This is a genomic window from Arthrobacter pullicola, from assembly GCF_014836875.1.
Taxonomy (GTDB): domain Bacteria; phylum Actinomycetota; class Actinomycetes; order Actinomycetales; family Micrococcaceae; genus Arthrobacter_B; species Arthrobacter_B pullicola.
Map to the genome: position 1 here is coordinate 605493 of NZ_JACSQC010000001.1, position 24615 is coordinate 630107.

At 67.0% G+C, this 24615-nt stretch carries 23 protein-coding genes; 9 read left to right on the top strand and 14 right to left on the bottom strand.

Features of this window, described 5'->3' with window-relative positions; genetic code table 11:
* Window positions 1-73 precede the first annotated feature (73 nt).
* Window positions 74-1510, top strand: coding sequence for an MFS transporter (locus H9638_RS02970; protein WP_191745679.1), 1437 nt, complete (start codon window positions 74-76; stop codon window positions 1508-1510).
* A gap of 61 nt (window positions 1511-1571) precedes the next feature.
* Here the strand turns inward: H9638_RS02970 and H9638_RS02975 are convergent, their stop codons facing one another.
* Entirely contained in the window at window positions 1572-2147 is a 576-nt protein-coding gene (locus H9638_RS02975) for a GNAT family N-acetyltransferase (protein ID WP_191745680.1), read from the bottom strand.
* 126 nt (window positions 2148-2273) lie between these two features.
* Between H9638_RS02975 and H9638_RS02980 the strand changes: the two genes are divergently transcribed.
* Window positions 2274-2735, top strand: coding sequence for a TetR family transcriptional regulator (locus H9638_RS02980; protein WP_191745681.1), 462 nt, complete (start codon window positions 2274-2276; stop codon window positions 2733-2735).
* Window positions 2736-2738: 3 nt separating this feature from the next.
* Here H9638_RS02980 and H9638_RS02985 read toward each other — a convergent pair whose 3' ends face one another.
* The 4 genes from H9638_RS02985 to H9638_RS03000 all read right to left on the bottom strand — a co-directional run bounded on the left by H9638_RS02985 (window position 2739) and on the right by H9638_RS03000 (window position 6966).
* Entirely contained in the window at window positions 2739-3542 is an 804-nt protein-coding gene (locus tag H9638_RS02985) for an ABC transporter permease (protein ID WP_191745682.1), read from the bottom strand.
* 9 nt (window positions 3543-3551) lie between these two features.
* Window positions 3552-4472 carry an ABC transporter permease gene (locus H9638_RS02990; protein WP_191745683.1) on the bottom strand — a complete coding sequence of 307 codons (921 nt, stop codon included), beginning with the start codon at window positions 4470-4472 and terminating at the stop codon, window positions 3552-3554.
* Window positions 4473-4616: 144 nt separating this feature from the next.
* Window positions 4617-5816: an extracellular solute-binding protein gene (locus H9638_RS02995; RefSeq protein WP_191745684.1), complete on the bottom strand. Its 1200-nt coding sequence runs from the start codon at window positions 5814-5816 to the stop codon at window positions 4617-4619.
* An 85-nt stretch (window positions 5817-5901) separates the two neighbouring features.
* Window positions 5902-6966 (bottom strand): ABC transporter ATP-binding protein, encoded by a 1065-nt coding sequence (locus tag H9638_RS03000; protein ID WP_318241761.1) that lies wholly within the window; start codon window positions 6964-6966, stop codon window positions 5902-5904.
* A gap of 167 nt (window positions 6967-7133) precedes the next feature.
* Here H9638_RS03000 and H9638_RS03005 point away from each other — a divergent pair, with 167 nt between their 5' ends.
* Both H9638_RS03005 and H9638_RS03010 read left to right on the top strand, forming a co-directional pair.
* Complete coding sequence (locus tag H9638_RS03005) at window positions 7134-7922, top strand: winged helix-turn-helix domain-containing protein (RefSeq protein ID WP_191745685.1); 789 nt, start codon at window positions 7134-7136, stop codon at window positions 7920-7922.
* Complete coding sequence (locus H9638_RS03010; protein ID WP_191745686.1) at window positions 7919-8683, top strand: PDC sensor domain-containing protein; 765 nt, start codon at window positions 7919-7921, stop codon at window positions 8681-8683. The genes H9638_RS03005 and H9638_RS03010 overlap by 4 nt, the downstream gene beginning before the upstream one ends.
* Before the next feature lie 91 nt (window positions 8684-8774).
* Here the strand turns inward: H9638_RS03010 and yczE are convergent, their stop codons facing one another.
* The gene (gene yczE, locus H9638_RS03015) at window positions 8775-9437 is read right to left on the bottom strand and encodes a membrane protein YczE (protein ID WP_225216888.1); all 663 of its coding nucleotides are present in this window, start codon (window positions 9435-9437) and stop codon (window positions 8775-8777) included.
* A gap of 61 nt (window positions 9438-9498) precedes the next feature.
* Here yczE and yczR point away from each other — a divergent pair, with 61 nt between their 5' ends.
* Window positions 9499-10908: a MocR-like transcription factor YczR gene (gene yczR, locus H9638_RS03020; protein WP_191745687.1), complete on the top strand. Its 1410-nt coding sequence runs from the start codon at window positions 9499-9501 to the stop codon at window positions 10906-10908.
* 29 nt (window positions 10909-10937) lie between these two features.
* Here the strand turns inward: yczR and H9638_RS03025 are convergent, their stop codons facing one another.
* From H9638_RS03025 to rhaI, 5 genes are all read right to left on the bottom strand, one after another.
* Window positions 10938-11576 carry a nucleoside/nucleotide kinase family protein gene (locus H9638_RS03025; protein WP_191745688.1) on the bottom strand — a complete coding sequence of 213 codons (639 nt, stop codon included), beginning with the start codon at window positions 11574-11576 and terminating at the stop codon, window positions 10938-10940.
* A 7-nt stretch (window positions 11577-11583) separates the two neighbouring features.
* Window positions 11584-12597, bottom strand: coding sequence for a LacI family DNA-binding transcriptional regulator (locus H9638_RS03030; protein ID WP_191745689.1), 1014 nt, complete (start codon window positions 12595-12597; stop codon window positions 11584-11586).
* 143 nt (window positions 12598-12740) lie between these two features.
* Window positions 12741-14219 (bottom strand): rhamnulokinase, encoded by a 1479-nt coding sequence (locus H9638_RS03035; protein ID WP_191745690.1) that lies wholly within the window; start codon window positions 14217-14219, stop codon window positions 12741-12743.
* Between the two features lie 31 nt (window positions 14220-14250).
* The gene (locus H9638_RS03040; RefSeq protein ID WP_191745691.1) at window positions 14251-16317 is read right to left on the bottom strand and encodes a bifunctional aldolase/short-chain dehydrogenase; all 2067 of its coding nucleotides are present in this window, start codon (window positions 16315-16317) and stop codon (window positions 14251-14253) included.
* A 65-nt stretch (window positions 16318-16382) separates the two neighbouring features.
* Window positions 16383-17549, bottom strand: coding sequence for an L-rhamnose isomerase (rhaI, locus tag H9638_RS03045; RefSeq protein WP_191745692.1), 1167 nt, complete (start codon window positions 17547-17549; stop codon window positions 16383-16385).
* Window positions 17550-17851: 302 nt separating this feature from the next.
* On the opposite strand from rhaI, the gene H9638_RS03050 reads away from it, so the two are divergent.
* The 4 genes from H9638_RS03050 (at window position 17852) to H9638_RS03065 (ending at window position 21397) form a co-directional block, all read left to right on the top strand.
* The gene (locus H9638_RS03050; RefSeq protein ID WP_191745693.1) at window positions 17852-18220 is read left to right on the top strand and encodes an L-rhamnose mutarotase; all 369 of its coding nucleotides are present in this window, start codon (window positions 17852-17854) and stop codon (window positions 18218-18220) included.
* Window positions 18221-18289: 69 nt separating this feature from the next.
* Window positions 18290-19588 (top strand): MFS transporter, encoded by a 1299-nt coding sequence (locus H9638_RS03055; protein WP_191745694.1) that lies wholly within the window; start codon window positions 18290-18292, stop codon window positions 19586-19588.
* Window positions 19589-19734: 146 nt separating this feature from the next.
* Complete coding sequence (locus H9638_RS03060) at window positions 19735-20460, top strand: AAA family ATPase (protein WP_191745695.1); 726 nt, start codon at window positions 19735-19737, stop codon at window positions 20458-20460.
* A 103-nt stretch (window positions 20461-20563) separates the two neighbouring features.
* Window positions 20564-21397 (top strand): glucose 1-dehydrogenase, encoded by an 834-nt coding sequence (locus H9638_RS03065; protein WP_191745696.1) that lies wholly within the window; start codon window positions 20564-20566, stop codon window positions 21395-21397.
* A gap of 72 nt (window positions 21398-21469) precedes the next feature.
* Here the strand turns inward: H9638_RS03065 and H9638_RS03070 are convergent, their stop codons facing one another.
* The 3 genes from H9638_RS03070 to H9638_RS03080 form a co-directional block, all read right to left on the bottom strand.
* Complete coding sequence (locus H9638_RS03070; RefSeq protein WP_191745697.1) at window positions 21470-21949, bottom strand: GtrA family protein; 480 nt, start codon at window positions 21947-21949, stop codon at window positions 21470-21472.
* A 175-nt stretch (window positions 21950-22124) separates the two neighbouring features.
* Window positions 22125-23720 carry an ATP-binding protein gene (locus tag H9638_RS03075; protein WP_191745698.1) on the bottom strand — a complete coding sequence of 532 codons (1596 nt, stop codon included), beginning with the start codon at window positions 23718-23720 and terminating at the stop codon, window positions 22125-22127.
* Window positions 23717-24538, bottom strand: coding sequence for an alpha/beta fold hydrolase (locus H9638_RS03080; protein WP_191745699.1), 822 nt, complete (start codon window positions 24536-24538; stop codon window positions 23717-23719). Before H9638_RS03080 ends, H9638_RS03075 begins: the two co-directional genes overlap by 4 nt.
* Between the last annotated feature and the right edge of the window lie 77 nt (window positions 24539-24615).

Sequence of the window (24615 nt, forward strand, 5' to 3'; positions counted from 1 at the left end):
TCTTGTTGAACACCCCTGTTCGAGTTACGTTGGGTCCGGCATCACATTCCAATGTGCTGAGAGGGTGTTTGAGATGCAGTCTTTCGACAATTCAGAGCGAAATACTGAGCCCGGAGCAGGAGCTGATCCAGCCACCGCTGCAGAGCCGGCAGCGGCTGGCTCTCCCCACCGCTGGCGTGCTTTGTGGCTGCTGGGTGTGGCCCAGCTGATGCTGATCGTGGATGTCACTGTCGTGGCGGTGGCACTGCCGGCCATGCAGGCCGATCTCGGCCTTGACCGGGCCGGACTGGCGTGGGTGGCGAGTATCTACGCGCTGGTGTTCGGCGGGCTGATGCTGCTGGGCGGAAAGGCCGCGGACATCCTGGGCCCCCGCCGGGTGGTGCTGGCGGGACTTGCCCTATTCACGGCGGCGTCGATGCTCGCCGGCCTGGCGGCAGGACCTGAAGTCCTGCTGATTGCGCGGACGCTGCAGGGGATAGGAGCCGCTGCGATGTCCCCGGCAGCACTGTCGGTGATCGCCCGGACCTTCACCGGCAGCGAACTCTCACGCGCCCTGGGTGTCTGGTCCGCCCTCGGCGGAGCGGGCGCGGCCCTGGGCGTGCTCCTTGGCGGTGTGCTGACGGCGGGGCCGGGCTGGCCGTGGGTGTTTTACGTCAATGTGCCCGTGGGGCTGGTCCTGCTGGTGTGCCTGGCGCGGTGGATCAGGCCGCTGCCGGGTTCCGGTGGACGCCTCGACGCCGCCGGGGCAGCCCTGGTGACCGCAGCCACCGCCGCGGTGGTTTACGGGCTGGTCTCCGCCGGTGACTTTGGCTGGGTCAGCGCGCAGACCCTTCTCCCGGTGGCCGCCGGCCTGATCGGCTATCTGCTGTTCTGGCAGCGGATCCGGCGGGCAGTCACACCGTTGGTCGACCCCGCGATGCTTCGGCGGCGGCCGGTGCTCCGTGGCCTCGGCCTGATCTTCGTAGCCACGGCCCTGATGATCTCGGTGTTCTTCCTGGGCTCCTTCGTCCTGCAGAACCTGCACGGATTCACCGCACTGGAGACTGGACTGTCCTTCCTTCCCGTGGCGCTCGGGACGATTCTCGGCTCCAACCTTGCCGGCCGTGTGCTGCCCAGCTGGGGGATCCGCACCGTCTCTGTAACCGGACTGCTGATCGCGGGCGCCGGACTGGCAGCGGCTGCAGGAATCTTCTCCATGACAGTGCTCATTGCAGCCACCAGCGTTGCCGGGTTCGGCATCGGCGCCGTGTTCGTCGCCGCCGCGGGCAGTTTGTTCTCGGTGGTGCAGCCGCAGGAGGCGGGGGTTGCCTCCGGGGTGCTGAGCACCTTCCACGAGTTCGGTGCTGCCGCCGGAGTCTCCGCGGTCTCTTCCATCGCGGCCGGACTGTTGATCCCGCAGTTTGAGGTCTTCGCCGCAGGCTATTGGTTCGCCGCGGCCGTTGCTGCGGGGGCTTGCCTCGCGGCTCTGGCCTGGCCGCGGGAGAAGGCTGCCGGGGCAGTGTCCGGGTAACGACGCCGGTTGGCAGCACGGTCGGCCAGCGGCGCTGGCTGCGCGGGTCAGGTTTCGCAGGTCAGATATTTAGGTCCAGCCGCATCAGGACGCGGGGGAACCCGTTCAGGGCGGACGATGTCTGCGCAGCCTTGGTGAACCCGGCCGCTTCGAAGAGGCTGCGGGTGCCCACGTAGGCCATGGTGAGATCGACCTTTGCGCCGCGGTTGTCCACCGGATAGGCTTCCACAGCCGGCGCCCCGGCGGCGCGGGCAAAGTCCACGGCACCGGCCACGAGGGCATGGGAAATGCCTTGGCCGCGGTGTCCGGGACGGACCCGGAGGCACCACAGGGACCACACCGCGGCCTCGTCCAGATGCGGGATCTTCCGGCTCTTCGCAAAGGAGGTGTCTGCCCGCGGATGGATGGCCGCCCAGCCCACCGGTTCGGCGCCGTCGTACGCCAGGACTCCCGGCGGCGGATCTTCCCGGACCAGCCCGCGGACCCGTTCGCCCCGCGCTGTGCGCACCAGCGACTGGTTCTCCTTCGACGTCAGCCGATAGCTCAGGCACCAGCAGACGTTGGCGTCCGGAGACCTGGGGCCCAGGACGGCAGCAGTGTCCTCGAAGCCGGTGGCCGGGCGGACCTCAATAACCATGCGCATACCTTACTCCCGGAACGGGAGCCAAGCTGAGAAACCCTGCGGAACGGGCTAGACTAGCCGGTTCACCGTGGCGGACGGACTGCCCGGTGCCGATGCAGCAGCCAAAGAAAAGAGAAACCCATGTTTGCCGCTGGAGCGTCCATTACCGAGATTGAGCAGGACGTCGAGGAAATGATCGTGGGGCTGGTTCACCGGCTTGGGGACCTGGCCGATGCGGATCCGGATCCGGTTGGTGCCCAGGAGCGGGCCTACATCAAGGCTTTCTCTGATGTCCGGGCCAACAGCTCAATGGACCAGGCAGCCCTGCTGGCCACCGCCGTCGGGCGTCCCAACCTGGCGGAATCCCTGCTGTACCTCAACCGCCGGCTGGACGAGGCGAACCTCGGCCCGCGGGACCCGGCCGGGATCATCGGCGTCGTCATCCGGCTGGCCATGGACGGACTCTGGGTCAGCGACATCCTGGACTCCAGCCGCTTTACCCGGGCCGAGCGGGACCGGATCACCAACCTGCTCACCGCCCTGTCCCGGCTCAGCGACGAGCGGATGGCGGAGCTCCTCCCGGAGTGCGTCGACGCCCGCTAGCGCCTACTTCTTGTCGTCGCCGTTGAGGCGCTGGGAGAGATAGACCGGAATCATCGAGCAGACAATCAGCACGGCGGCGATCACATTGACCACCGGCGCCTGGTTGGGCCGGGCCATGTTGTTGAAAATCCAGATCGGCAGGGTTTCGGTGCCCGGGGGAGCGGTGAAGGTGGTGACCACCACCTCGTCGAAGCTGAGGGCGAAGGCGAGCAGGCCGCCGGCCACGAACGCGGAGCGGAAGCCCGGGAAGGTCACGCCGAAGAAGGTCTTCACCACGTTGGCGCCCATGTCCATGGCCGCTTCCTCCAAGCCGCGGTTCATCCGGCCCAGCCGGGCCTGGACGTTGTTGAAGACCATCACGATGCAGAACGTCGCATGGCCCACGATCACCGAGAACAGCCCCAGCCCGATCCCCAGCGGTTCCAGCACCGTCTTGAACGTGTTGTTCAGGGCGACGCCGGTGACGATGCCGGGCAGTGCGATGGGCAGCACCACCAGCAGGTTGATCGTGTTTTTGCCGAAAAAGTCATAGCGGGACAGGGCGAACGCGACCATGGTGCCCAGGAGCAGGGCGATCACCGTGGCAACGGACGCCACCTTCAGCGAGGTCCACAGCGCCTCGCGGACGCCGTCGTTATGCCAGGCGGCGACCCACCAGCGGGTGGTGAACTCCTTGATCGGAAACGCTCCGGAGGTGGTCGCGTTGAACGAGTTGGCGATGACCAGCAGCAGCGGCAGGTAGATCGCGGCCATCACCAGTCCGGCGAAAATACGGAGGGTGATCTTGGCGGAAGCGGAAAGCCTCATGGCAGTCTCCTACAGTTGCTTCAGGGCGCCGGACTTGCGGGCCAGGAACAGGTAAAGCACGACGACGATGATCGGCACGGTGCCGAAGGCTGCGGCGAGCGGCGGGTTGAGGTTGATGTTGGAGGCGATCACGGTGCCGATGACCTGGGTCTTGCCGCCCACGAACTGCGCGGCGATGTAGTCGCCGAGGCTCAGCGAGAACGTGAAGATGGACCCCGCCACGAAAGCCGGTTTCAGCAGCGGCACGGCCACGGTCCAGACCGTGGACCAGGCTTTGGCCCCCAGGTCAGCGGAGGCATCGAAGAGGCTGTCCGGGATCTGCCGGAACGCGTTGTAGACCGGGACGGCCATGTACGGGAACCAGAGGTAGGCCAGGGTGATGATCAGCGCGGCGGTGCCGTAGCCCGGACCGGACATCCCCAGCGGGGCCAGCAGCCAGTCCAGCGGCCCGCCGGAGGAAAACGTGATCCGCCAGGAGAAGACCTTGACCAGGTACCCGGCCCACAGCGGCAGGGTGATGCCGATGGCGAAAACGGCGCGCATCCGAGGGGAGGCGACCTTGGCCATATAGAGCCCCAGCGGCAGCGCGAGCGCGGCACAGAGCACGGTCACGGCCAGGGCAATCCCGATGGTCCGCAGGGCGGTCTGCTGGTAGGCGGGGACGGTGAGGATCTCAATGAAGTTTTCGAGCGTAAATGCGGGGATGACCTTCGAGGTGAAGCTGTCCGTGGTCCAGAACGCGGTGATGAACAGCAGGATCAGTGACCCGATGTAAAGCACACCCAGCCAGGTCAGCGGCAGCAGGAGCAGCCCGGTCAGCCGGGTCCTGGGCCGGGCGTAGAGCATGCGGGAGACGCGGTCGCCCAGGCTGTTCCGGGGCTGCTCCGGGGGCGCGGCGGATGTGGGTGGGGTTCGTTCGGTTACTGCCATGGCGCTTTCCGGCGGATGCTCCGCCGATTCTCCTCTGTGGCCGGATCTGTGGGACGGTTGGCCGCGTGCGCGGCTGTGAGGTTCTGGCCGGTGGGCCGCGGCGGTTGTGACCGCCGACCACCGGTACTCAGGGCTTCGGTGGTGCTAGCCCTTGATCTCGGTCCAGGCCTTGGTCCAGTCCTGGTAGTTGGTGCAGGTGACGTCCGTGCGGCCGTCAACACACTGCTCCACCGGAGTGGTCCACATCCAAACCTGCTTGTAGTACTCCTCGTCCGTGGCGAAGAAGGTCTCGCAGTGTGCCGCGTTGGCCTCGGATCCTTCACAGGCCAGCGAGTTGGCCGGAGCCATGCCGAAGTTCTGCGAGATCTGGGCGTTCACCTCGGCGGAGGACGCGTAGTCCATCCACTTGTAGGCACAGTTCGGGTTCTTCGCCTCAGCGGCGATCATCCAGGTGTCGGACCAGCCGGTGGCGCCTTCCTTGGGCAGAACGGATTCGACGGTGGCGCCGTCTCCCTGCGCCAGGTTCACGATCACCTGCCAGCCGGTACCCATGTGCGCGGTGCCGGAGGAGATGGAGCTGACCGCCTTGAGCGCGTCGTTCCAGTACTCGCCCACCATGCCGTTCTGGGTCTTGAGCAGTTCGACGGCGGCTGCGAGCTGGTCGGCGTCCAGCGCGTACGGGTTGGTGATGCCCAGGTCCGGCTGCGTGGCCATCAGGTACACGGCGGCGTCGGCAATGTAGATCGGGGAATCGTAGGCCATGGTCTTGCCGGCGTACTCGCTGTCCTCTTCCCACAGCGGAGCCCAGGAATCCGGGGCCTGCGCAACGTGCTCGGTGTTGTACATCAGCACGTTGGCGCCGCGGCCGATCGGGACGCCGTAGCTCTGGCCGTTCAGCGTGTCATAAACCTGGCCCTTGAGCCCCTCGACGATGTTGCCGAAGTTCGGAATCAGTTCGGTGTTGATCGGGGCAACGTCGCCGCCGGCGATCAGGCGGAGCGAGGCGTCACCCGAGGCGGAGACCAGGTCGTATTCGCCGCTGCGCATCAGCTGGACCATCTCATCGGAAGTGGCGCCCACCTTGCGGTTGACCTGGCACTTGGTCTCTTCCTCGAAGGCGCTGACCCAGTCGGCGTCGGGGTTGGTGGAACCGTCCTCAACGAAGCCGGCCCAGGCGATGATGTTGACCTGTCCTTCGCCCTCGCCGACCTCGCTGGCCATGGGCAGGTCCGGAACCTGGATGCCGGTGGAGGACGAATCGGAGGCGTTGCCGCCGCCGCAGGCTGCCAGGACCAGTGAGAGCGAGGCGAGCGCTGCCAGCGGCAGTGCCTTAGTGATCTTCATGGGAGAACCTTTCATAGTGGGTGCGGTGAAACGGTGACGGGGAGAGCCGGTAATGACTGGCCCGGTCTCCGGGGGGTTGGGGTCACTAACTGACGGTGAAGTTAAACCGGGAGGGCCACTGGAGTTCGACGGCGTCGCCGCGGCCGCAGGCGGTGGCCCGGGAATCGTTCTGTTCCTGGACGATCAGCCGGTCCCCGGTGTCCGTGGCGGCCACGTACCGGGTGGTGGGGCCGGTGTAAACGATTTCCTCGATCCGGGCCGCAACAGCGGAGAAGCCTTCCGGAGCCGGAGTGCCGGGAGCTGCGATGTGGATGCGTTCCGGCCGGATGCTCACCAGGCCGTCCACGCCGGTGAGCCGTTTGGCGAGTGCACCTTCAACCAGATTGGTGCTGCCCAGGAAGGTGGCAACGAAACGGGTGGCCGGGCGCTCGTACAGGTCCTCCGGGGTGCCGACCTGCTCGATGCCGCCGTCGTTAAACACGGCGACGCGGTCTGAGAGGGTCAGTGCCTCCTCCTGGTCGTGGGTGACGAAGACGAAGGTGATGCCCACCTCGCGCTGGATCTGCTTGAGCTCGATCTGCATCTGTTCACGCAGCTGCTTGTCCAGGGCGCCAAGCGGTTCATCCAGCAGCAGGACCTGCGGGCGCAGGATCAAGGCCCGGGCCAGGGCGATGCGCTGGCGCTGGCCGCCGGACAGCTGGGACGGCAGCCGGTCCGCGACCTGCGGCAGCCGGACCATTTCCAGCGCCTCAGCGACGCGGCGCAGGCGTTCCGCCCGGGGAGTCTTACGCAGCTTCAGCCCGTAGCCCACGTTCTGGGCAACGGTCAGGTGCGGGAACAGCGCGTAATCCTGGAACACGGTGTTCACATCACGCTCGAAGGGCGCCTTGCCGGTGACATCGGAGCCGTGGAGGTAGATATGGCCGCTGGTCACTGGTTCAAAGCCGGCCACCATACGCAGGACGGTGGTCTTGCCGGAGCCGGAGGGCCCCAGCAGGGAGAAGAACTCACCCGATCGGATGTCCAGGTCCAAGTCCTTGACCGCGGAGAAATCGCCGAAGCTCTTGGTCACCCGCGACAGGCTGATGGCGTGGGCTGAGGACGCCAGGGCCTCGGCGGTGGGGGAGATGGGTGCTGTGCTGGCTGGCACGGTAAGTCCTTTCACTTCAGCAGGAAGCGCGGAAGCGCAACAAGTCGTAAAGCTATGAAACCAGATGTTATATGTAATTCACATCACTTCAGGTAAATTTCTTGTTACGGATGCGCGGCCAGGGCTTTTGGCGCTTCCCGGTCCGCCAAGCTGGAAAGATCGTGAACATGCCCCAGAATTCCGCTCCGCAAAAACGCCTCCTCACCGCCGTCTTCGCGCCACTCGGCGACGCCGGGAAAGCCAGCCGTGTCGAGGAACGCATCATTCAGGGGATTTCCGCCGGGGCACTGCTCGACGGCGACCGGCTCCCGACCGAGATGGAAATGGCCGCATCGATGGGCGTGGCCACCGTAACGGCACGTGAAGCGCTGGCCGGACTCCGGACGCGCGGCCTGGTGGAAACCCGGCGGGGACGCGACGGCGGCACCTTCGTTACGCTGCCCTCCGGCGACCGGATGGAACTGGTCCGCCGCCGGCTTGCGGCCATGAGCCGGGTGGAGCTGCGCGACCTGGCGATCCACTACGCCGCAATAGCCGCCACCGCCGCGGAGCTGGCGGCCGACGCAGCGGACACGGAAGATGTTGAGGCCCTCGCACACCTGCTGGAAGCGCCGGGCCGCGGCAACCGGGCTGTGGGAGACTTCCTGCTGGAGCTCGCTGCGCTGAGCCAGTCCGCGCGGCTGACCAGGGAATATGTCCGGCTGCATACGGACTACGGATCACTGCTCGGGCTGGCCCACGCCGACGCAGCCTATGATGCCGCCATGGTGAGTCTGTGCCGCCGCATCTGCGCCGCCGTGGCGGACGCGGATGCCTCCGCGTCCCGCGCCCTGGTCCGCGAATACGTCCAGGCCTCCGTGGCCTGGCTCATTGATGAACACACCCGCCTTTCCACCTCCGCCGACCTCACTACGGCAGAGAAATCACCCCCCGCACCCGCCTGGAGGAAAGCATGAGCATTTCCCGCAGTGAATCCCCGATCTCCCTGGCCGCCGCTCCCGCCGCTGCCCTGGGCAGCTTCTTCGAAGAGGTCCTGGACCTCCTCGAAGCCTGGAAGCCCCTGATCGAAGCCCTGTTTGCCGATCCCGCAGTTCCGCCGGTGCGGCGGGAGGTGGACGGCGTCGTCGAACCTCTGGCTGCCGCGCTTCTGGGAGGCATCCGCTATCCCTTGGCCGGTGGCGGGTTCGTTGCCGCGCACGGGGCGGTCGGCGACGCAGCCTGGCATATGGCCTGGTGGCAGGGGCGAAGCAAGGAGGTCCAGATGTTGACCTCGATCGAATCGATGGGGGAGGCGTACTCGCGCCGCGAGTGGTTCACCGTTCCGGTGGAAACCGGCCTCAGCCACATCACCGGACCCTATGTGGACTTTATTTGCACCGACGAGTACACCGTCACCCTGACGTCTCCGGTCAGCGTGGGAGGGAAGGTGGTTGGCGTGGTGGGAGCGGATGTCTTTGTGGAATCCCTCGAAGAGGTCCTGCTTCCTGGCCTGCGCCAGCTGCACGGGAAAGCGTCACTGGTGAACCGGGTGGGACGCGTGGTTGTGTCGGCGGACCCGCAGCTGGCAGCCGGCCGCCTGCTCGTCGGCGACTGGCGGCATGCGCCGGATCCACTGCAGATGGAACTGCGGGGGGCTGAATTTGCCGGACAGCGGGCGGCAGTGCATGCCTGCGGGCAGCTGCCACTGGCGGTGGCGATCCCGCATTCCCTGGGCTAGCCGGCGACCCCGAGCGCAGGCCGGCCCCGCCCGTGACCGGGAGCGCAGGCCTGCCCCGCCCGTGACCGGGCGGGGCTCCTCCGGCCCGGCACTACCCGCCGGTGACCGGGCGGGGATCCGGTTCTGCGTCAGTTGAGGGGGTGGCACCGGCAGACCCGGCGGCCGATACCTCCGGCATATGGAAGAAAGGCAGGGTCCGGCTCACCAGCGGGCCAATCAGCAGCGCGAACGCCACCGTACCCAGGCCCACTGATCCGCCAAGGGCCCAGCCGGTGGCCAGGACGGCAACTTCGATTCCGCTGCGGACGGCCCACAGCGGCCAGCCGAACCGGGCGTGGATGCCGGTCATCAGTCCGTCCCGCGGCCCCGGTCCCATCCGGGCGCCGATGTAGAGGCCCGTGGCCACGGCCAGCAGGACGAGTCCGCCGGCGAACAGGAGCGCCTGGGCCCAAAACGCCGAGGGTGCCGTCACTACCGCCAGGCCCACCTCAGCGCTTGGCCCGATGAGCACGACGTTCAGCACAGTTCCCACGCCGGGCTTCTGCCGGATCGGAATCCACAGCAGCAGCACCGCCAGGCCAATCAGGTTGGTCACCCAGCCAAAGGAGATCCCTGACTGGATGCTGGTGCCCTGACCCAGGACATCCCAGGGCGAGACGCCGATCCCCGCGCGGACCATCATGCCAATGGCAAAACCGTAAAGAAAAAGGCCAATCAGCAACTGCGCCATGCGGCGGACAAAATTCCAAGACATCCTGCAAGCCAATCGCTGAATTGGTCTTATTTCAAGATGCCAATTGGTCTAAGCTGGCCTGATGTTGATCCTGGGTGCGAACCGGTTCGCGGGCATGCTCGGTACGTGGCGGGCCAACGGCCCGGCGTACGCGGACCTGGCGGAGCGCATCCGGCTGCTGGTCCTGGACGGCCGGCTCCCCATCGGTGCCAGGGTGCCGGCAGAACGTGAACTCTCCGGACGCCTGCAGCTTTCCCGCACGACGGTTAGTGCTGCCTACGCCAGGCTGCGGGAATCCGGCTACCTGGAAAGCCTGCGGGGCTCCGGCAGTGTGGTGCGGATTCCGGGGACCCCGGCCCCCTCCGCGGCGCTGGCCGGACCCGATACCTTGGACCTCAGCAAAGCGGCCCTGCCGGCCGCGCCCCAGCTGGCCGACGCCGCTGCAGCGGCACTCGGGCAGCTTCCGGGAATGCTCACGGAACCCGGCTACGATCCTGTCGGCTTGCCCGCGCTGCGGGAAGCCATCGCGGAACGCTATGCCTTCCGCGGCCTGCCCACTGAGCCCGGGCAGATCATGGTGACCATCGGCGCCCAGCACGCGGTGGCACTGCTCTCCCGGGTGCTGCTTCAGCGGGGAGACACTGCCCTGGTGGAATCCCCGACCTACCCGCACGGTGCGGAAGCCGTCCGGGCCGCCGGCGGACGGATCGTCCCGGTTGCCGTCACACCCCGCGACGGCTGGGACGCCGAAGGCCTGGCCCAGGCCTTCCGCCGGGCACGGCCGGCCATGGCCTATGTGATGCCCGACTTCCACAACCCCACCGGCGCCGTGATGGCACCGCCGGAGCGCACCGCCCTGCTGGAGAGCGCAGCCCGTACGGGAACGGTAGTGGTTGCGGATGAGACCATGGCCGAGCTGTCCATCGATTCCGCCGGACCGGTGGCCCCGCTGGCGATCCATGGTCCGGCCGTGCTGGTGGGATCCCTGGGCAAAACCGTGTGGGGCGGGCTGCGGATCGGCTGGATCCGGGCCGAACCGGACCTGATCAGCCGGCTGGTGCAGGCCCGGTTTGCCAATGACCTGGGCACCCCGGTCCTGGAGCAGCTGGTGGCGGTGCAGGCACTGGCCAAGTATGAGGAGATCCTGGCCGGGCGGCGGGAGCTGCTGCGGGCCGGCCGGGACCGGCTCGAGGCGCTGCTGGCAGCCGCGCTGCCGGAGTGGGACGTTCCCCGGGTGTCCGGGGGACTGAGCACCTGGGTGAATATTGGCCGTCCGGTCAGCTCCCAGCTCACCCTCGCGGCACGCTCCCGCGGACTCCTGCTGGCCGCCGGCCCGGTCTTTGGCAGTGACGGTGTTTTTGAACGCTTCCTCCGCCTGCCAATCAGCTACGGAGCGCCGGAAACCACCCGGGCCGTGGAAGTGCTGGCGGACGCCTGGTCCGGGCTGGGCGAAAGCCCGGCGCCGCCGTCGTACCAGCCTGCCGTGGTGTGACCGGCCGCAGGGTATCCGGAATCCGTGAGCTACGGGATCAGCTTCAGCACGGCGTCAGCCGTGTGGGCGCGGGCCGCCACCAGGTCCGCGTTCACCTGGTCGCTTCCCTGCGCCCAGCGCCGGGCCTCTTCCGGGGATTTCCCGAAAGCCGCGTGCCGCGCAGCAAGCCGTTGCATCCGGACAGGTTCCGCCAGCGAGAGGTACCAGGCGGCGTCGAGCTGTTTTCGCGCTTCCGGCCAGGAACCGCTGTCCTGGAGCAGGTAGTTCCCCTCCGTAATCACCAGCGGTACGTCCGGCCGCACAGGCACCGCCGAGCCGATCGGCTCCTCCAGGGTGCGGTCGAATTCCGGCGCGTAGATCACGGGATCTCCGGGTTCCTGCCGCTTCAGGCGGCACAGCAGAGCCGCGTAGCCGCCGTCGTCGAACGTGTCGATGGCGCCTTTGCGCGTTTGCCGGCCAAGCTGGCCCAGAATTCGGTTCGCCAGGTGGAAACCGTCCATGGGCACGACGACGGCGAGTTCCGGTCCCAGCGCCTCGGCCAGGGCCGCCGCGAGGGTGGATTTCCCTGCGCCGGGCGGACCGGTGATGCCGAGGATACGCCGGCGGCCGGCGGCGAGGGCGCGGGCTTCCGCGGTGAGCTGGCCCAGGGTGCGGTCGAGAATCTGCATGCAGGCCCTAAATGGCGTCCGTCGAGTCCCGCACGACCAGCTCCGGCTGGAAGGTGACGTGGCGGTGGTGGTGGTCCTCGGACAGCTCATCTTCCAGCAGTTCCACCGCGGTCCGCCCGATCAGCCGCGCCGGCTGCCGGATGGAAGACAGCGGAACGACGGCGGAGGGCGCAAAATCGATGTCGTCATAGCCGATCAGGGCAATGTCTTCCGGCACCCGGAGCCGGTGGTCGAAGACGAATGCCTGCAGCAGTCCGATCGCAAGCAGGTCATTGGCCGCGAACACGCCTGAGGGGCGTTCGGCCGCCGGCCTGTGGAGCAGTTCCTCACCCACGCGCCGGCCCTCCAGCACGGTCAAGGCCGCGGTGCCAACGACGTCCAGCGTGGCACCGGGCACGGCGTCGACGGCGGCCCGGGCGCCGGCCCGCCGGTCCGCCACCTGGTGCAGGCCCGCCGGGCCGCCCACGAAGGTGATGTTCCGGGCTCCGCCGGCCAGCAGGTGTGCCACTGCCATCCGGCCGCCTTCGACGTCGTCGACGGCCAGGGAGCAGTACTGGGAAGCGGGAGCCCGCTCGTCCACCAGCACCACCGGGGTGCCGCGGGAGCGCAGCCGCTCCACCCGCCGGAGGTCGTCAGACTGTGGGGTGATGAGCACCCCGCGCACCCGTTGTTCCTCGAACAGATCCAGGTAGACCTGTTCCCGGCTGCGGGAGAGCCCGGAGTTGCCAACGATCACGGCCTGGCCGTGATCGTCCGCGGCAGCTTCGGCTCCGCGGGCGATTTCGTTGTAGAAGGGGTTGCCGGTGTCCTGCACCACCAGTCCGATGGTCCGGGAGCGGCCGGCCTTGAGCTGCCGGGCGACGTCGTTGCGGACGTATCCCAGCTGGTCGATGGCCTTCAGGACCCGGCGGCGGCGGTCCTCGGAGACCACCTCGGGGCGGTTGATCACGTTGGAGACGGTGCCGATCGATACCTGGGCTTCCCGGGCGACGTCTTTGATGCTCACCGGGAATCTGGCCATGCTCTCTTCACTTCCGTCCGGACGGGTCCACTGCTCTGGGGGCGCAGCCACCGGAGCGCCGGGCCCGCGGGCAGGGTCTTATTGTAAGCAGAATGTCCTTTTCGCTGACCCGGCCAGCGCCGGCGGCTACGGAACCCCGGCGGCTACGGAACCCCGGCGGCGACCCGCGGCTCGTAGCGGACCGGTTCGAACGTTTGGGCCACCAGGCGGCGCAGCTCCTCCAGTCCTCCCGAGACCAGGCCGGCGGCCCGGGCCTGGATGAGCACGTTGCCAATGGCGGTGGCCTCCACCGGCCCGGCGAACACCGTGCGGCCGGTCCGGTCGGCGGTGAGCTGGCAGAGCAGGGTGTTCTGCGATCCGCCGCCCACCACGTGCACGGTGCGGATACTGCGCCCGGTGAGCCGCTCAATCTGCTCGATGACATCCGCGTACGCGGCCGCCAGGGACTCCAGGATGGACCGGACCGTCTCGGCCCGCCCGCGCGGCGGCTGCAGCCCCCGTTCCTCACACCACGCGGCGATCCGCGCCGGCATGTCGCCGGGCGCCGTGAAGCGCTCGTCCTGCACATCAAACACCGGCACAGGCGCGGTGACGGCCGCCGCCTGGCTGATCAGCCCGGCGAGGTTGCTGGTGTGCTGGGCGTCGGTGGCCCCGGGTCCGTCCCACGTGCGGATGGACTCGGAGAGCAGCCATAGTCCGGACACGTTCTTCAGGTATCGGATCCGTCCGTCCACGCCGCCTTCATTGGTGAAGTTGGCGGCCTGGCTTTCGGCAGTGAGCACCGGGCTGGGCAGCTCGACGCCAACCAGGGACCAGGTGCCGGAGGAAATGAATGCTGCGTCCTCATCCGCGAAGGGCACGGCGACGACGGCGGAGGCGGTGTCGTGCGAGCCCACGGCCGTGACCGGCAGGCCTGCCGGGACACCCAGCTCCGCCGCCACTGCGGGCAGCAGGCCGCCGATCCGCTCACCCGGGGCGATCAGCGGGGCGAACAGATCGCCCGCCAGCCCGAGCCGGGCCATCAGCTCCGTGTCCCACTGCCGGGTGCGTGCATCCAGCAGCCCGGTGGTCGCAGCGTTGGTCTCCTCGGTCACCTCCCGGCCGGTGAGCCAGTAAGCGATGAGGTCCGGGACCAGCAGTGCCCGGTCCGCCATGTCCAGGTCGCCGCGCTCCCGGTCCACAGCCAGCTGGAACACCGTGTTGAAGGGGAGGTGCTGCAGCCCGCTGCGGGAGTAGAGCTCTTCCGGGGGCAGGGCCGCGTGGACGGCCTGCACCCCGGCTGCGGTGCGTTCGTCCCGGTAGTGGTAGGGCAGGCCCAGCAGCTTCCCGCCGCGCAGCAGCCCGTAGTCCACGGCCCAGGAGTCGACGCCGATGGAACGGACACCGGGTTCCTCCCGGAACGCCTGGGCGAGCCCGGCGGACAGGGACCTGTAGAGCTCGGTGATGTTCCAGTGCAGCCCGGGCCCGTTCCCCTCATGCAGCCGGACCGGCTGATTGGGGAAGCGGGCCACGTGCCGCATCCGGATCCGGCCGCCGGACACCCCGCCGAGGATGACGCGGCCGCTGGTCGCCCCAAGATCGACGGCTGCCACCGCTGCCGCTGCCGCTGTTGCTGTCGCCACGTGTTTGTCCTTTCGCTGCCCGCCGCGCCGCTTAGCGCAGGAACGCTGCAGCGACGCCGGCGTCAACCGGGATGTGCAGGCCGGTGGTGTGGGAAAGATCGGAGCTGGTCAGGACCGCGGCGGCGTTGGCCACGTTCTCCGGCAGCACCTCGCGCTTGAGCAGGGTGCGCTGGGCGTAGAACTTGCCCAGCTCGTCCTCGGGCACGCCGTAGACCGCGGCGCGCTTGGCACCCCAGCCGCCGGCGAAGATGCCGGAGCCGCGGACCACACCGTCGGGGTTGATGCCGTTGACCTTGATGCCGTGCTCACCCAGTTCCGCGGCCAGCAGGCGCACCTGGTGGGCCTGGTCGGCCTTGACGGCGGAGTAGGCAATGTTGTTGGGTCCGGCGAAGACGGAGTTCTTCGAGGAGATGTACAGGATATCCCCGCCCATTTCCTGGGCGATCATGGCCTTGGCAGCGGCCTTAGCGACCAGGAAGGAGCCCTTGGCCATCACGTCGTGCTGCAGGTCCCAGTCCTTTTCAGTGGTTTCCAGCAGCGGCTTGGAGATGGACAGGCCGGCGTTGTTCACCACCAGGTCAATGCCGCCGAAGGCCAGCACGGTGGATTCGATGGCAGCGGCGACCTGCCCGGCGTCGGTCACGTCGGCGCGGACGCCGATGGCCACGTCGGAGCCGCCCAGCTCGGCGGCCACCTGTTCGGCGGCTTCCAGGTTGAGGTCGGCGATCACCACGCAGGCGCCTTCTGCTGCGAGGCGGGTGGCAATGGCCTTGCCGATGCCCGACGCCGCGCCCGTTACCAGTGCGATCCGGGTGGCGTGGCTGCGGGGCTTGGGCATGCGGGCCAGCTTGGCCTCTTCCAGTGCCCAGTATTCGATCCGGAATTTCTCCGACTCGTCGATCGGGGCGTAGCTGGAGATGCCTTCGGCCCCGCGCATGACGTTGATGGCGTTGAGGTAGAACTCGCCGGCCACGCGTGCGGTCTGCTTGTCCTTGCCCCAGGAGAACATACCGACGCCGGGCACCAGCACAATTGCCGGATCAGCGCCGCGCATGGCCGGGGAACCGGCGTCGGCGTGCCGGTCGTAGTAGGCCTGGTAGTCGGCGCGGTACGCCTCGTGCAGCTCCTTCAGGCGGGCGGTGCAGTCTTCGACGGGCGCGTCGGCCGGCAGGTCCAGGACCAGCGGCTTGACCTTGGTGCGCAGGAAGTGGTCCGGGCAGGAGGTGCCCAGGGCAGCCAGCCGGGGGTGCTCAGCGGATGCAAGGAACTCCAGGACCCGCGGATCGTCCATGTAGTGGCCAACCTGCGGGCGGTCGTGCGAGGCGAGGCCGCGGATCACCGGGGCCAGGGCGGCTGCCTTGGCGTGCCGCTCGGCCTCGGGCAGCGCCGCATATCCCGCGAGAGCGGGGCCGAAGGGCTCGGCCTTGGAATGTTCGGAGATGTAGGCCTCGGCCGTGTCGATGATCCAACGGGAGTTCGCCTCGGCTTCGCCGCTGCTGGCGCCCCAGGCGGTGATGCCGTGCCCGCCCAGGATGGTGCCGACCGCGGCGGGGTTGGCTTCCTTGATGGCGGCGATGTCCAGGCCCAGCTGGAAGCCGGGGCGGCGCCAGGGCACCCACACCACCTTGTCGCCGAAGATCTTCGCGGTAAGTTCCTCACCGTCGGCCGCCGTTGCGACGGCGATGCCCGAATCCGGGTGCAGGTGATCCACGTGCGCGGCGTCGACCAGCCCGTGCATGGCGGTGTCGATCGACGGCGCCGCACCGCCCTTGCCGTGCAGGCAGTAATCGAAGGCCGCGACCATCTCGTCCTCGTGCTCCACGCCGCGGTAGACGCCCTTCAGCGCCCGCACCCGGTCCATCCGCAGCACGGCCAGGCCCTGCTCGGTGAGGGTGCCGAGGTCCCCGCCGGAGCCCTTGACCCACAGCAGCTCGACGTCTTCACCGGTCACCGGATCCGCCGCGGTGCCCTTGGCGGAAGTGTTGCCGCCGGCGTAGTTGGTGTTCTTCGGGTCCGAGCCAAGCCGGTTGGAGCGGGCGATGAGGTCGGCTACGACGGTCTGCTGGCCGGTCGTCGGGGTGCTGGCGGGGGCGTTCATGCGGAGGTCTCCTCGGGGAGTGGACGGAATCTGTGGGTCAGGGGGCAGGCGCAGGGCGGGCGGACTCAGGAACCCCAGGAAGCCTGGGTGCCGCCGACGCGTTCTTCATTGATGCGCTGCTGGTATCCGGAGGCGGCGTAGGCGGCCATCGGGTCGCCCGGCAGTCCGCGGGATTCGCGCCAGGCCGCCAGCTGCGGGCGGACATCGGTGTAGAAGGCGTCCATCAGGACCTGGTGGGCACCGAGCACGTCACCGGCGGCCTGGGCTGCGGCCAGGGCTTCGCCGTCGATCAGCAGGGCGCGGGCCGTCATTTCCTGAACGTTGAGCACCGAGCGGATCTGGCCGGGGATCTTCTCTTCGATGTTGTGGCACTGGTCGAGCATGAACGCCACGCCGGTTTCGGGGTCCAGTCCGCCGCCGCGCACCACCTCAACCATGATGCGGAAAAGCTGGAAGGGATCCGCTGCACCGACGATCAGGTCGTCGTCGGCGTAGTTGCGGGAGTTGAAATCGAAGGAACCGAGCTTGCCCAGGCGCAGCAGCTGCATCACGATGAACTCGATGTTGGTCCCCGGTGCGTGGTGTCCGGTGTCGAGGCAGACCATGGCTTTCTCGCCGAGGGCGGCAACCTGGGTGTAGGCCGTGCCCCAGTCCGGCACGTCGGTGTGATAGAACGCCGGCTCGAAGAACTTGTACTCGAGCACCAGCCGCTGCTCGGCGCCCAGTTGGGCGTAGATCTCGGCCAGCGACTCGGCGAGCCGGTCCTGGCGTCCGCGCATGTCCTGCTGGCCGGCGTAGTTGGTGCCGTCCGCGAGCCAGATCTTCAGGTCCCGGGACCCGGTGGCGTTCATGATCTCCAGGCACTCCAGGTGGTGGTCGATCGCCTTGCGGCGCACCCCCGGATCGGTGTGGGTCAGCGAGCCGAACTTGTACTCCTCGTCCTGGAAGGTGTTGGAGTTGACGGTGCCGAGGGACACGCCATGGTCTGCGGCGTAGCGGGCGAGGGCGGTGTAGTCCTCCACCTTGTCCCAGGGGATGTGAAGCGCGACGGCGGGAGCCAGTCCGGTGAAGCGGTGGACCTGGGCGGCGTCGGCAATCTTTTCCTCCACCGTGCGCGGCGTTCCCGGCGTGGAGAAAACCTTGAAGCGGGTTCCGGAGTTCCCGAAGGCCCAGGACGGAAGCTCAATGGCCTGGGCGGCCAGCTGGGAGGCGATGTCGTCGAATACAGGCATGTGCGTCACTTCTCTGTGGGTAGCCGGCGGGCGGCGCCGGTTAAACCTGGACACCGCTTTTGAATCGTTTCACTAAACTAAGCCGGAAAGTCGTATGCGGTCAAACCTGCCTTCCGCAGCTGCATGGAATATCCGCCCCCAATCGACTTGAAACGTCTCAAATTTTGGGTACGATAAGTCCGGCACTGGATGAGATCCCCCTCACAGGCCGGTCCTCACGGTTTCTCTGCGGGCGGCCGTCCCTGCTGCCGCCACAGGTGCGAAGGTCCTCCCGGACCCGCCACATTACGAAGGAGTGATGAATGGGCTCTTCCCCACCCATGGGTGAGCTGCAGGAGCTGGTCCGGCTTCCCACGGAGACCACCCGCACCCGCCGGTGCTTCCTGCTGCACATCCGTCCGGAGCGGCTGGCCGAGTACGTCGAGGTCCACCAGCGGGTCTGGCCGGAAATGCTGGATGCGCTGCGGGAAACCGGCTGGCGGAACTACTCGCTGTTCCTCCGCCCGCAGGACGGCCTGGTTGTGGGCTATTACGAGGCGGCAGACGCCGCAGCCACCCAGCAGCTGATGGACGCCCATCCGGTCAACGCGCGGTGGCAGTCCGAGATGGCCCAGTACTTCGTCGAGGGCACCTCGGCGCAGACGCTGACGCAGTACTTCCATCTCTCCTGAACCGTTTTATCCCGGGCACAGCCGTGCCCGATTCTCAGCACCTTCTTCACCGTTGCAGAAAGGCTCGCCATGAGCACCACCAAGCTCGGCGGATGGAAAGCCACCATCGCCGTGTCCATGTCCAACTACATCGAGGCCGGCTCCATCATCGCCCTGGCCACCAGCCTCACCCTCTGGCAGGAATACTTCGGGTTCACCAACCTCGTCGTCGGACTGGTCGCGGCGCTGAGTGCCAACGCGTTCGGCGCAGCCGTGGGCGCCCTCATCGGCGGTCCGCTGGGTGACCGGTACGGGCGCAAGTTCATCTATACCTATGACCTGATCCTGTACATGTTCGGAACCCTGCTGGTCATCTTCGCCGTGGCACCCTGGATGCTGATCGCCGGCGTGATCCTGACCGGCATCGCCGTCGGCGCCGGCGTTCCGGTCGCCTGGACCTACATCGCGGAGGAAGCCCCCGCGGAACACCGCGCCAAGCATGTGGGCACCGCCCAGCTCGCCTGGTCGCTGGGCCCGGCCCTGGTATTCCTGTTCGCCACGCTAGTGGTTCCGCTGGGCCTGACCGGCAGCCGGATCATCTTCGCGCACCTGTTCGTCGTCGCCCTGGTTACCTGGTGGATCCGCCGCGGCCTGTCCGAGTCGGCTACCTGGAAGAAGTCCGACGAAGAGCGCCGCACCGCCGAGGCCGGCGGAGTGAAGCGCCGCAACTACCGTGAACTGCTGACCAGCGCCACCAACCTCAAAGCCCTGCTGTTCCTGACCGGCGTCTACGCGCTCTGGAACCTGGTGGCCGGGCAGATGGGCATCTTCATGCCGCGCGTCTACGAGACCGCCGGCGTCGAATCCGCAACGCAGCAGAACCTGCTGCAGGTGCTGCTGTGGACCCTGACCGTGGCAGCCACCTACTTCGGCTTTATGAAGTACGGCGACCGGGTGGACCGCCGGCTGCTTTACGGCATCGGCGCCGTGCTCGGCATCATTGCCTGGCTGCTGCTGGTCTTCGCCCACGTCACCATGCCGGTGCTGATCGTGTTTGCCGCCCTCTGGGGTATCTCAGCCGGCATCGGCGCCCAGGCCTTCTATGCCCTGTGGGCCGCGGAGATGTTCCCGACCCGCCTCCGGGCCAGCGCCCAGGGTGTGCTGTTCTTCGTGGCGCGCATCGTCGTCGGCCTGCTCAGCTACTGGTTCCCGACGCTGCTGGCCGAACGCGGTGTGCCGTTCGTCGGCATGATCATGATCGGAGCCCTCGTGGCCGCCATGCTCATCGGTGTCCTCTGGGCCCCGAATACCCGGGGCAAGAGCCTGGAGGACATTGAAACCGAGCGCTACGGACGGGCTCCGGAAGCGGTCAAGCAGGACGCAGTCTAGGCTCAGAATTCCGGAGGCTCAGCGCTGCGCAAAACACATCAGATCGGTGAAGGCCTCCGGCCCGGTCCGGGTTGCAGACCCGGACCGGATACCGGGGCCTTTTCCGTGTGGGCTGCCGCTGCAGGGCGGACTGCAACAATGGGCGCATGACCCTGCACCGGTATCCGGTCCGCCGTTTGGAGGAGGACCCCGCGCACCCGTTGGACCGCGGTCTCTGGCCGGCGGTGCTGCCGGCCGTCGCGCAGGTCCTGGACCGGGGGCTGGACCTGGGTCCGGCGACCATCCTTGTGGGCGAGAACGGATCGGGGAAATCAACCCTCGTGGAGGCGGCCGCGCTTGCCTACGGATTGTCCGCCGAGGGCGGATCGACCGGCGCGCGGCATACCACCCGGTCCACGGAATCCATCCTGGCCGATCATCTGAAACTGGTCAGGAACGCGGGGGCCACCCGCCGCGGATACTTTCTGCGGGCCGAGACGATGCACGGCTTCTTTACCTATCTGGAGGAGAACCCGAGGACCGTCGGACCGCCCGATCTCGGCTTCCATGACATGTCTCACGGAGAGTCGTTTTTGGCGCTCACCGCAGACAGGTTCCGGGGCCGCGGGCTGTGGGTGCTGGATGAACCGGAGTCGGCACTGTCCTTTTCGGGGTGCCTCAGCCTGCTCTCAGTACTTAAAGGACTGCTGGCGGACGGTAGATCACAGGTCATCATGTCCACCCACTCGCCGCTGCTCGCCGCGCTGCCCAATGCGGAGATCCTGGAGCTGGGATCCTGGGGACTGCGGCACCGGGACTGGGAGGACCTTGACCTCGTGAGCAACTGGCGCTCTTTCCTCGGCTCCCCGCAGCGGTATCTGCGGCACCTCTGATGCCGCAAACCGTGACTTCCCTGCCGCAGGGTAGTTGGATGTGCAGGAACGGCTGTTGCTCAGGGGCGCACCCGCACCCTGCGGCCGGTGATGAGGAGGGTCCATGGGACGGGTCAGCGGCAAAACAGCAGTGGTCAGCGGGGGAGCCCGGGGAATCGGGGCGGCGGTGGTCCGCCGTCTCACGGATGAGGGCGCTCAGGTGGTCATCGGGGACCTGCTCGACGACGGCGGCCGGGCCCTGGCGGAGAGCATCGGGGCAGCCGCGGCTTACGTTCATCTGGACGTCACCCGCCCCGAGGACTGGGCCGCTGCCATCCGGGAAGCCGAGGAGCGGTTTGGCGGCGTGGATGTGCTGGTGAACAATGCCGGGATCGCGGACTTTGGCAGCATTGAGGATTACACGCTGGAGCAGTGGAACACCATCATCGCGGTGAACCTCACCGGGGTCTTTCTGGGCATCAAGGCTGCCGTCGAACCGATGAAACGCTCACGCGGTGCCTCCATCGTTAACATTTCCTCCACAGCGGGCCTGCAGGGCTACCAGAATCTCCCCGGCTACACAGCCGCGAAGTACGGCGTGCGCGGGCTCACGAAGTCTGTTGCGATTGACCTGGGTCCGTACAACATCCGGGTTAACTCGGTGCACCCGGGCGCCGTCCGGACCCCCATGACCGGGGGACTGGAATTAGGCCAGGAGCATGTGGCGCTGCACCGGATGGGCGAGCCGGAGGAGATTGCGGACCTGGTTCTGTTCCTGGCCAGCGATGAATCCAGCTTTTCCACCGGCGCCGAATTTGTGGCCGACGGCGGAGAAACCGCCGGACTGGCCCACTACGGCGTGGCGGAGCTGAGTTCCGAACCCGGCCGGGCCCCCTCCGCCCCGGCTGCGCCGTCAGCTCCGGTGGCGCCGCCGGACCTTCCGGAACCGCAGATGTGACTGCGGCGTCCGGGAGTTCCCCCGCGTCCCGGTCACGCCCGGAGAGCTGACCCGCATCTCGCCGCGAATGCCCTAGGCATCCTGCTGCTGGAGGTCATCAGGCTGGCGGTCCTCGGAACGCTGTTCCTTCGGCTCCGTGAACACGACGTAGCGGTAGGCGAAATAGCGGAACACATTGCCGATCAGCACACCGATGACGTTGCCGGAAACGTTGTCAGCGAATTGGCTGTCGAAGCCGAGGAGGTAGTGGGAGACGTACAGGCAGCCCGTGGCGATGGCCAGGCCCACCAGGTTGGTGAGCGCGAAAAGGAAGGTCTCGGCTTTAACGCTCCGGCCCCGGGTGCGCCGGAAGGTCAGATAACGGCTGCCCAGCCAGGAGATGGTGGTGGCGACAGTTACTGAGACAACCTTCGCGGTGATCGGACTGTCCTGCAGCACGGTTGCCGACAGGAGGTTGAACAGGCCAATGTCCACCAGGAAGGCGACGGTGCCAACCAGGGAAAACGACCCCAGTCTCCGGAGGACTTTCCGGGAAGTCGAAATGCCGTTCATTCTGCTACCAGTTCTATTCCCAGGACAAGCCGCAAAGGGCTGCGCCATGACGGGCCGCAGTCCTCACTGCACGCCGCGGAACCACACAACGGGGTTCATAGTGGATGTTTTCACATCCATACAGGGTGGACAAAATCGGGCTCCGCGGGCGCCGTTGCACACAGCTGCTGCGGGCTCAGCCCGCCGCCGGCAGGCGAACCGTGAACACCGTTCCCCGGCCCACTTCACTGTTGAGCGTAATGGTTCCCTGATGGCCCTCGACGATGTTCTTGGTGATGACCAATCCCAGCCCGACACCTGGAATTGCTGCCTTGCGGCTGGTCCCTGAGCGGAAGAACTTGGTGAAGACCTCGGTCTGTTCGGCCGCGGTCATGCCGATTCCGGTATCGGCTACCTGGAAGTGCACGCTGTCCCCGGTGGACCACGCGCTGACAGTTACCCGGCCGCCGTCGGGCGAGTATTTCACCGCGTTGGAAAGCAGGTTATCGATCACCTGGCCAATGCGCTGGGGGTCAACGAAGGCCGGCAGCTGTGCGGGGAAGTCGGAGACCAGCTTGACCCTGTTGATTTCCGCCCGGGGAGCAGCTGAGGTCATGGCGCTGCGGAGCAGGTCGGCTAGATCCGAGCTTTGCTGCTTAATGCTGCTGGGGCCGGCTGCAGCGGAGAGCAGGTCAGAAACCAGTTCGAGCAGCTTCTCGGAGTTGCGCAGGGCGATCTTCAACGAGGTCGCCACGTGCGCCGGGATCTCCTCTTCCTCCTCCAGTGCCAGATCGAGGTAGCCCATGATTGAGGTCAGCGGGGTGCGGAGCTCATGTGAAACGTTGGCCACGAAGTCTTCCTTCGCGGCGACGGCGTTCACCAGTCCGGTGACATCGCTAAAGGCGATCACAGAGCCCTGGAAACCACCCTGCCGCTGCACGGACCGTGCGGTGACGCTGAAGGCCCGCTGCTGATCGCCGGTTCCAAACCAGACAAGCTGGTCGGAAAACGACTGCCCCTGCACAGTGCGGCGCACCGGGCGCAGCTCCGGTGGCAGCGGCGTAACGCGGTCTGGGCCGAAGATCAGAAGTTCGCATTCGTTGGCCTGCGTGCTTCCGGGCGGCAGGGCGCGCCGCTGGATAAACCGCTGCCGTGAGTTGGTGAGGATGACATTGCCTTCCTCATCCACCACGGAAACACCGACCTCCACCGTGTCCAGCACGGTTTGGAGCAGCGACTCCTTGCGCCGGCTTTCCGCCAGGCTTTCCTGCAGGATCCTGTCCTTTTCCCGCAGCGCGGCCTGCTTCTCGAGCACATCGGCTTCCGCGCTGGCACGTGCTGCTTCGGCCTTCTCGGCAGCCCGCAGGGCTCTGACCAAATCCCGCTCATACAGCCGGCGGGCATGGGCGTTGAAGACCACCACCCGGTCCAGGGCCGGGCGGGTTCCCTCCGCCGGCTGCCGCGTGGCAGAGATCAGCGCGGGAAGGCGGGTGCCGTCGGCGTCGAGAAAATCAACCGCCAATTCCGCGAAGGAGCGGCCCACGCTGAGCTGGGGCAGGGCGTGCGTCGAATAGACGATGCGGTCCCCTACGGGGAGAAGCGCCAACAGGCTGGAACCGATCAGATCTTCGCGGGCACGGCCGATCCAGTTCGCGAATGTCGTATTGACCTCGGCAATAGTTCCGTCTTCGAGAGTGACGATGTATCCCGACGGCGACCCGTTGAACAGATCCCGGTAGTCCAGTTCAACGGCCGGGCTGGGTGGTTCCGCTTTCCGGGATACTGCCGTCACGCCGCCGGTACCCGGGCGAGGTAGGAGAGGATTGCCTCCGCTGTTTCTATGGGGGCGCTGACATGCGGCAGATGGCCCGTCGCCTTCAGCTGCACCAGGGTGCTGCCGGGGATGCGTTCCTGGGTGTAGGTGCCGATGTGTGTGGGGGCGAGCAGGTCATCCGAGCATTGGAGAATCAATGTGGGTACTTTTACCTCCGGAAGCAGGGCCCGCACGTCCGAGCGGAACGAGACGCGTGCAAAGTCGCGTGCGATCGCCGGATCCAGCTGGCAGAAGCTGCCCGCCAGCTCATCTTGCAGCTCCGGCTTTTCCGGATTGCCCATGATCACCGGAGCCATTTCGGTAGCCCACACGATGTAGTTGGTGTCCAGGGAGGTCAGCAGGTCATCGATGTCTGCCGGGGTGAAGCCGCCGGTGTAGCCGTCCAGGGGATGGTCCATGTAACTGGGAGATGAGGCCAGCAGAACCATGTTCGAGAAATGCTGCGGTGCCGAAGCCGCGGCGATGACAGCCATCATTGCGCTGACGCTGTGTCCCACGAACGTTGCGTCCTGAAGGTCCAGTTCGCGGCAGATGTCCAGCAGATCGCTGACATAACCATCCAGCGAGGAATACTTGGCCGGCGTGTACGCGGATTTATCCGACTCGCCGGAACCGACGTGGTCAAAGACGACAACCCGGTACTCGTCCGTGAACTGCGGGACTATGCGGCGCCACATCGCCTGGTCACAGCCGAAACCGTGGCCAAAGATCACCACGGGACCCGTTTCATTGCCTAGTATTCGGACGTTGTTGCGGGAGAGAACGTCAGTCGTCATAAGACGTCGCCTTTGATCGGATGTGGACGTGATATCGGTGTGAACTTTACCGCCAATGGCACGGTCCCCGGATTCAT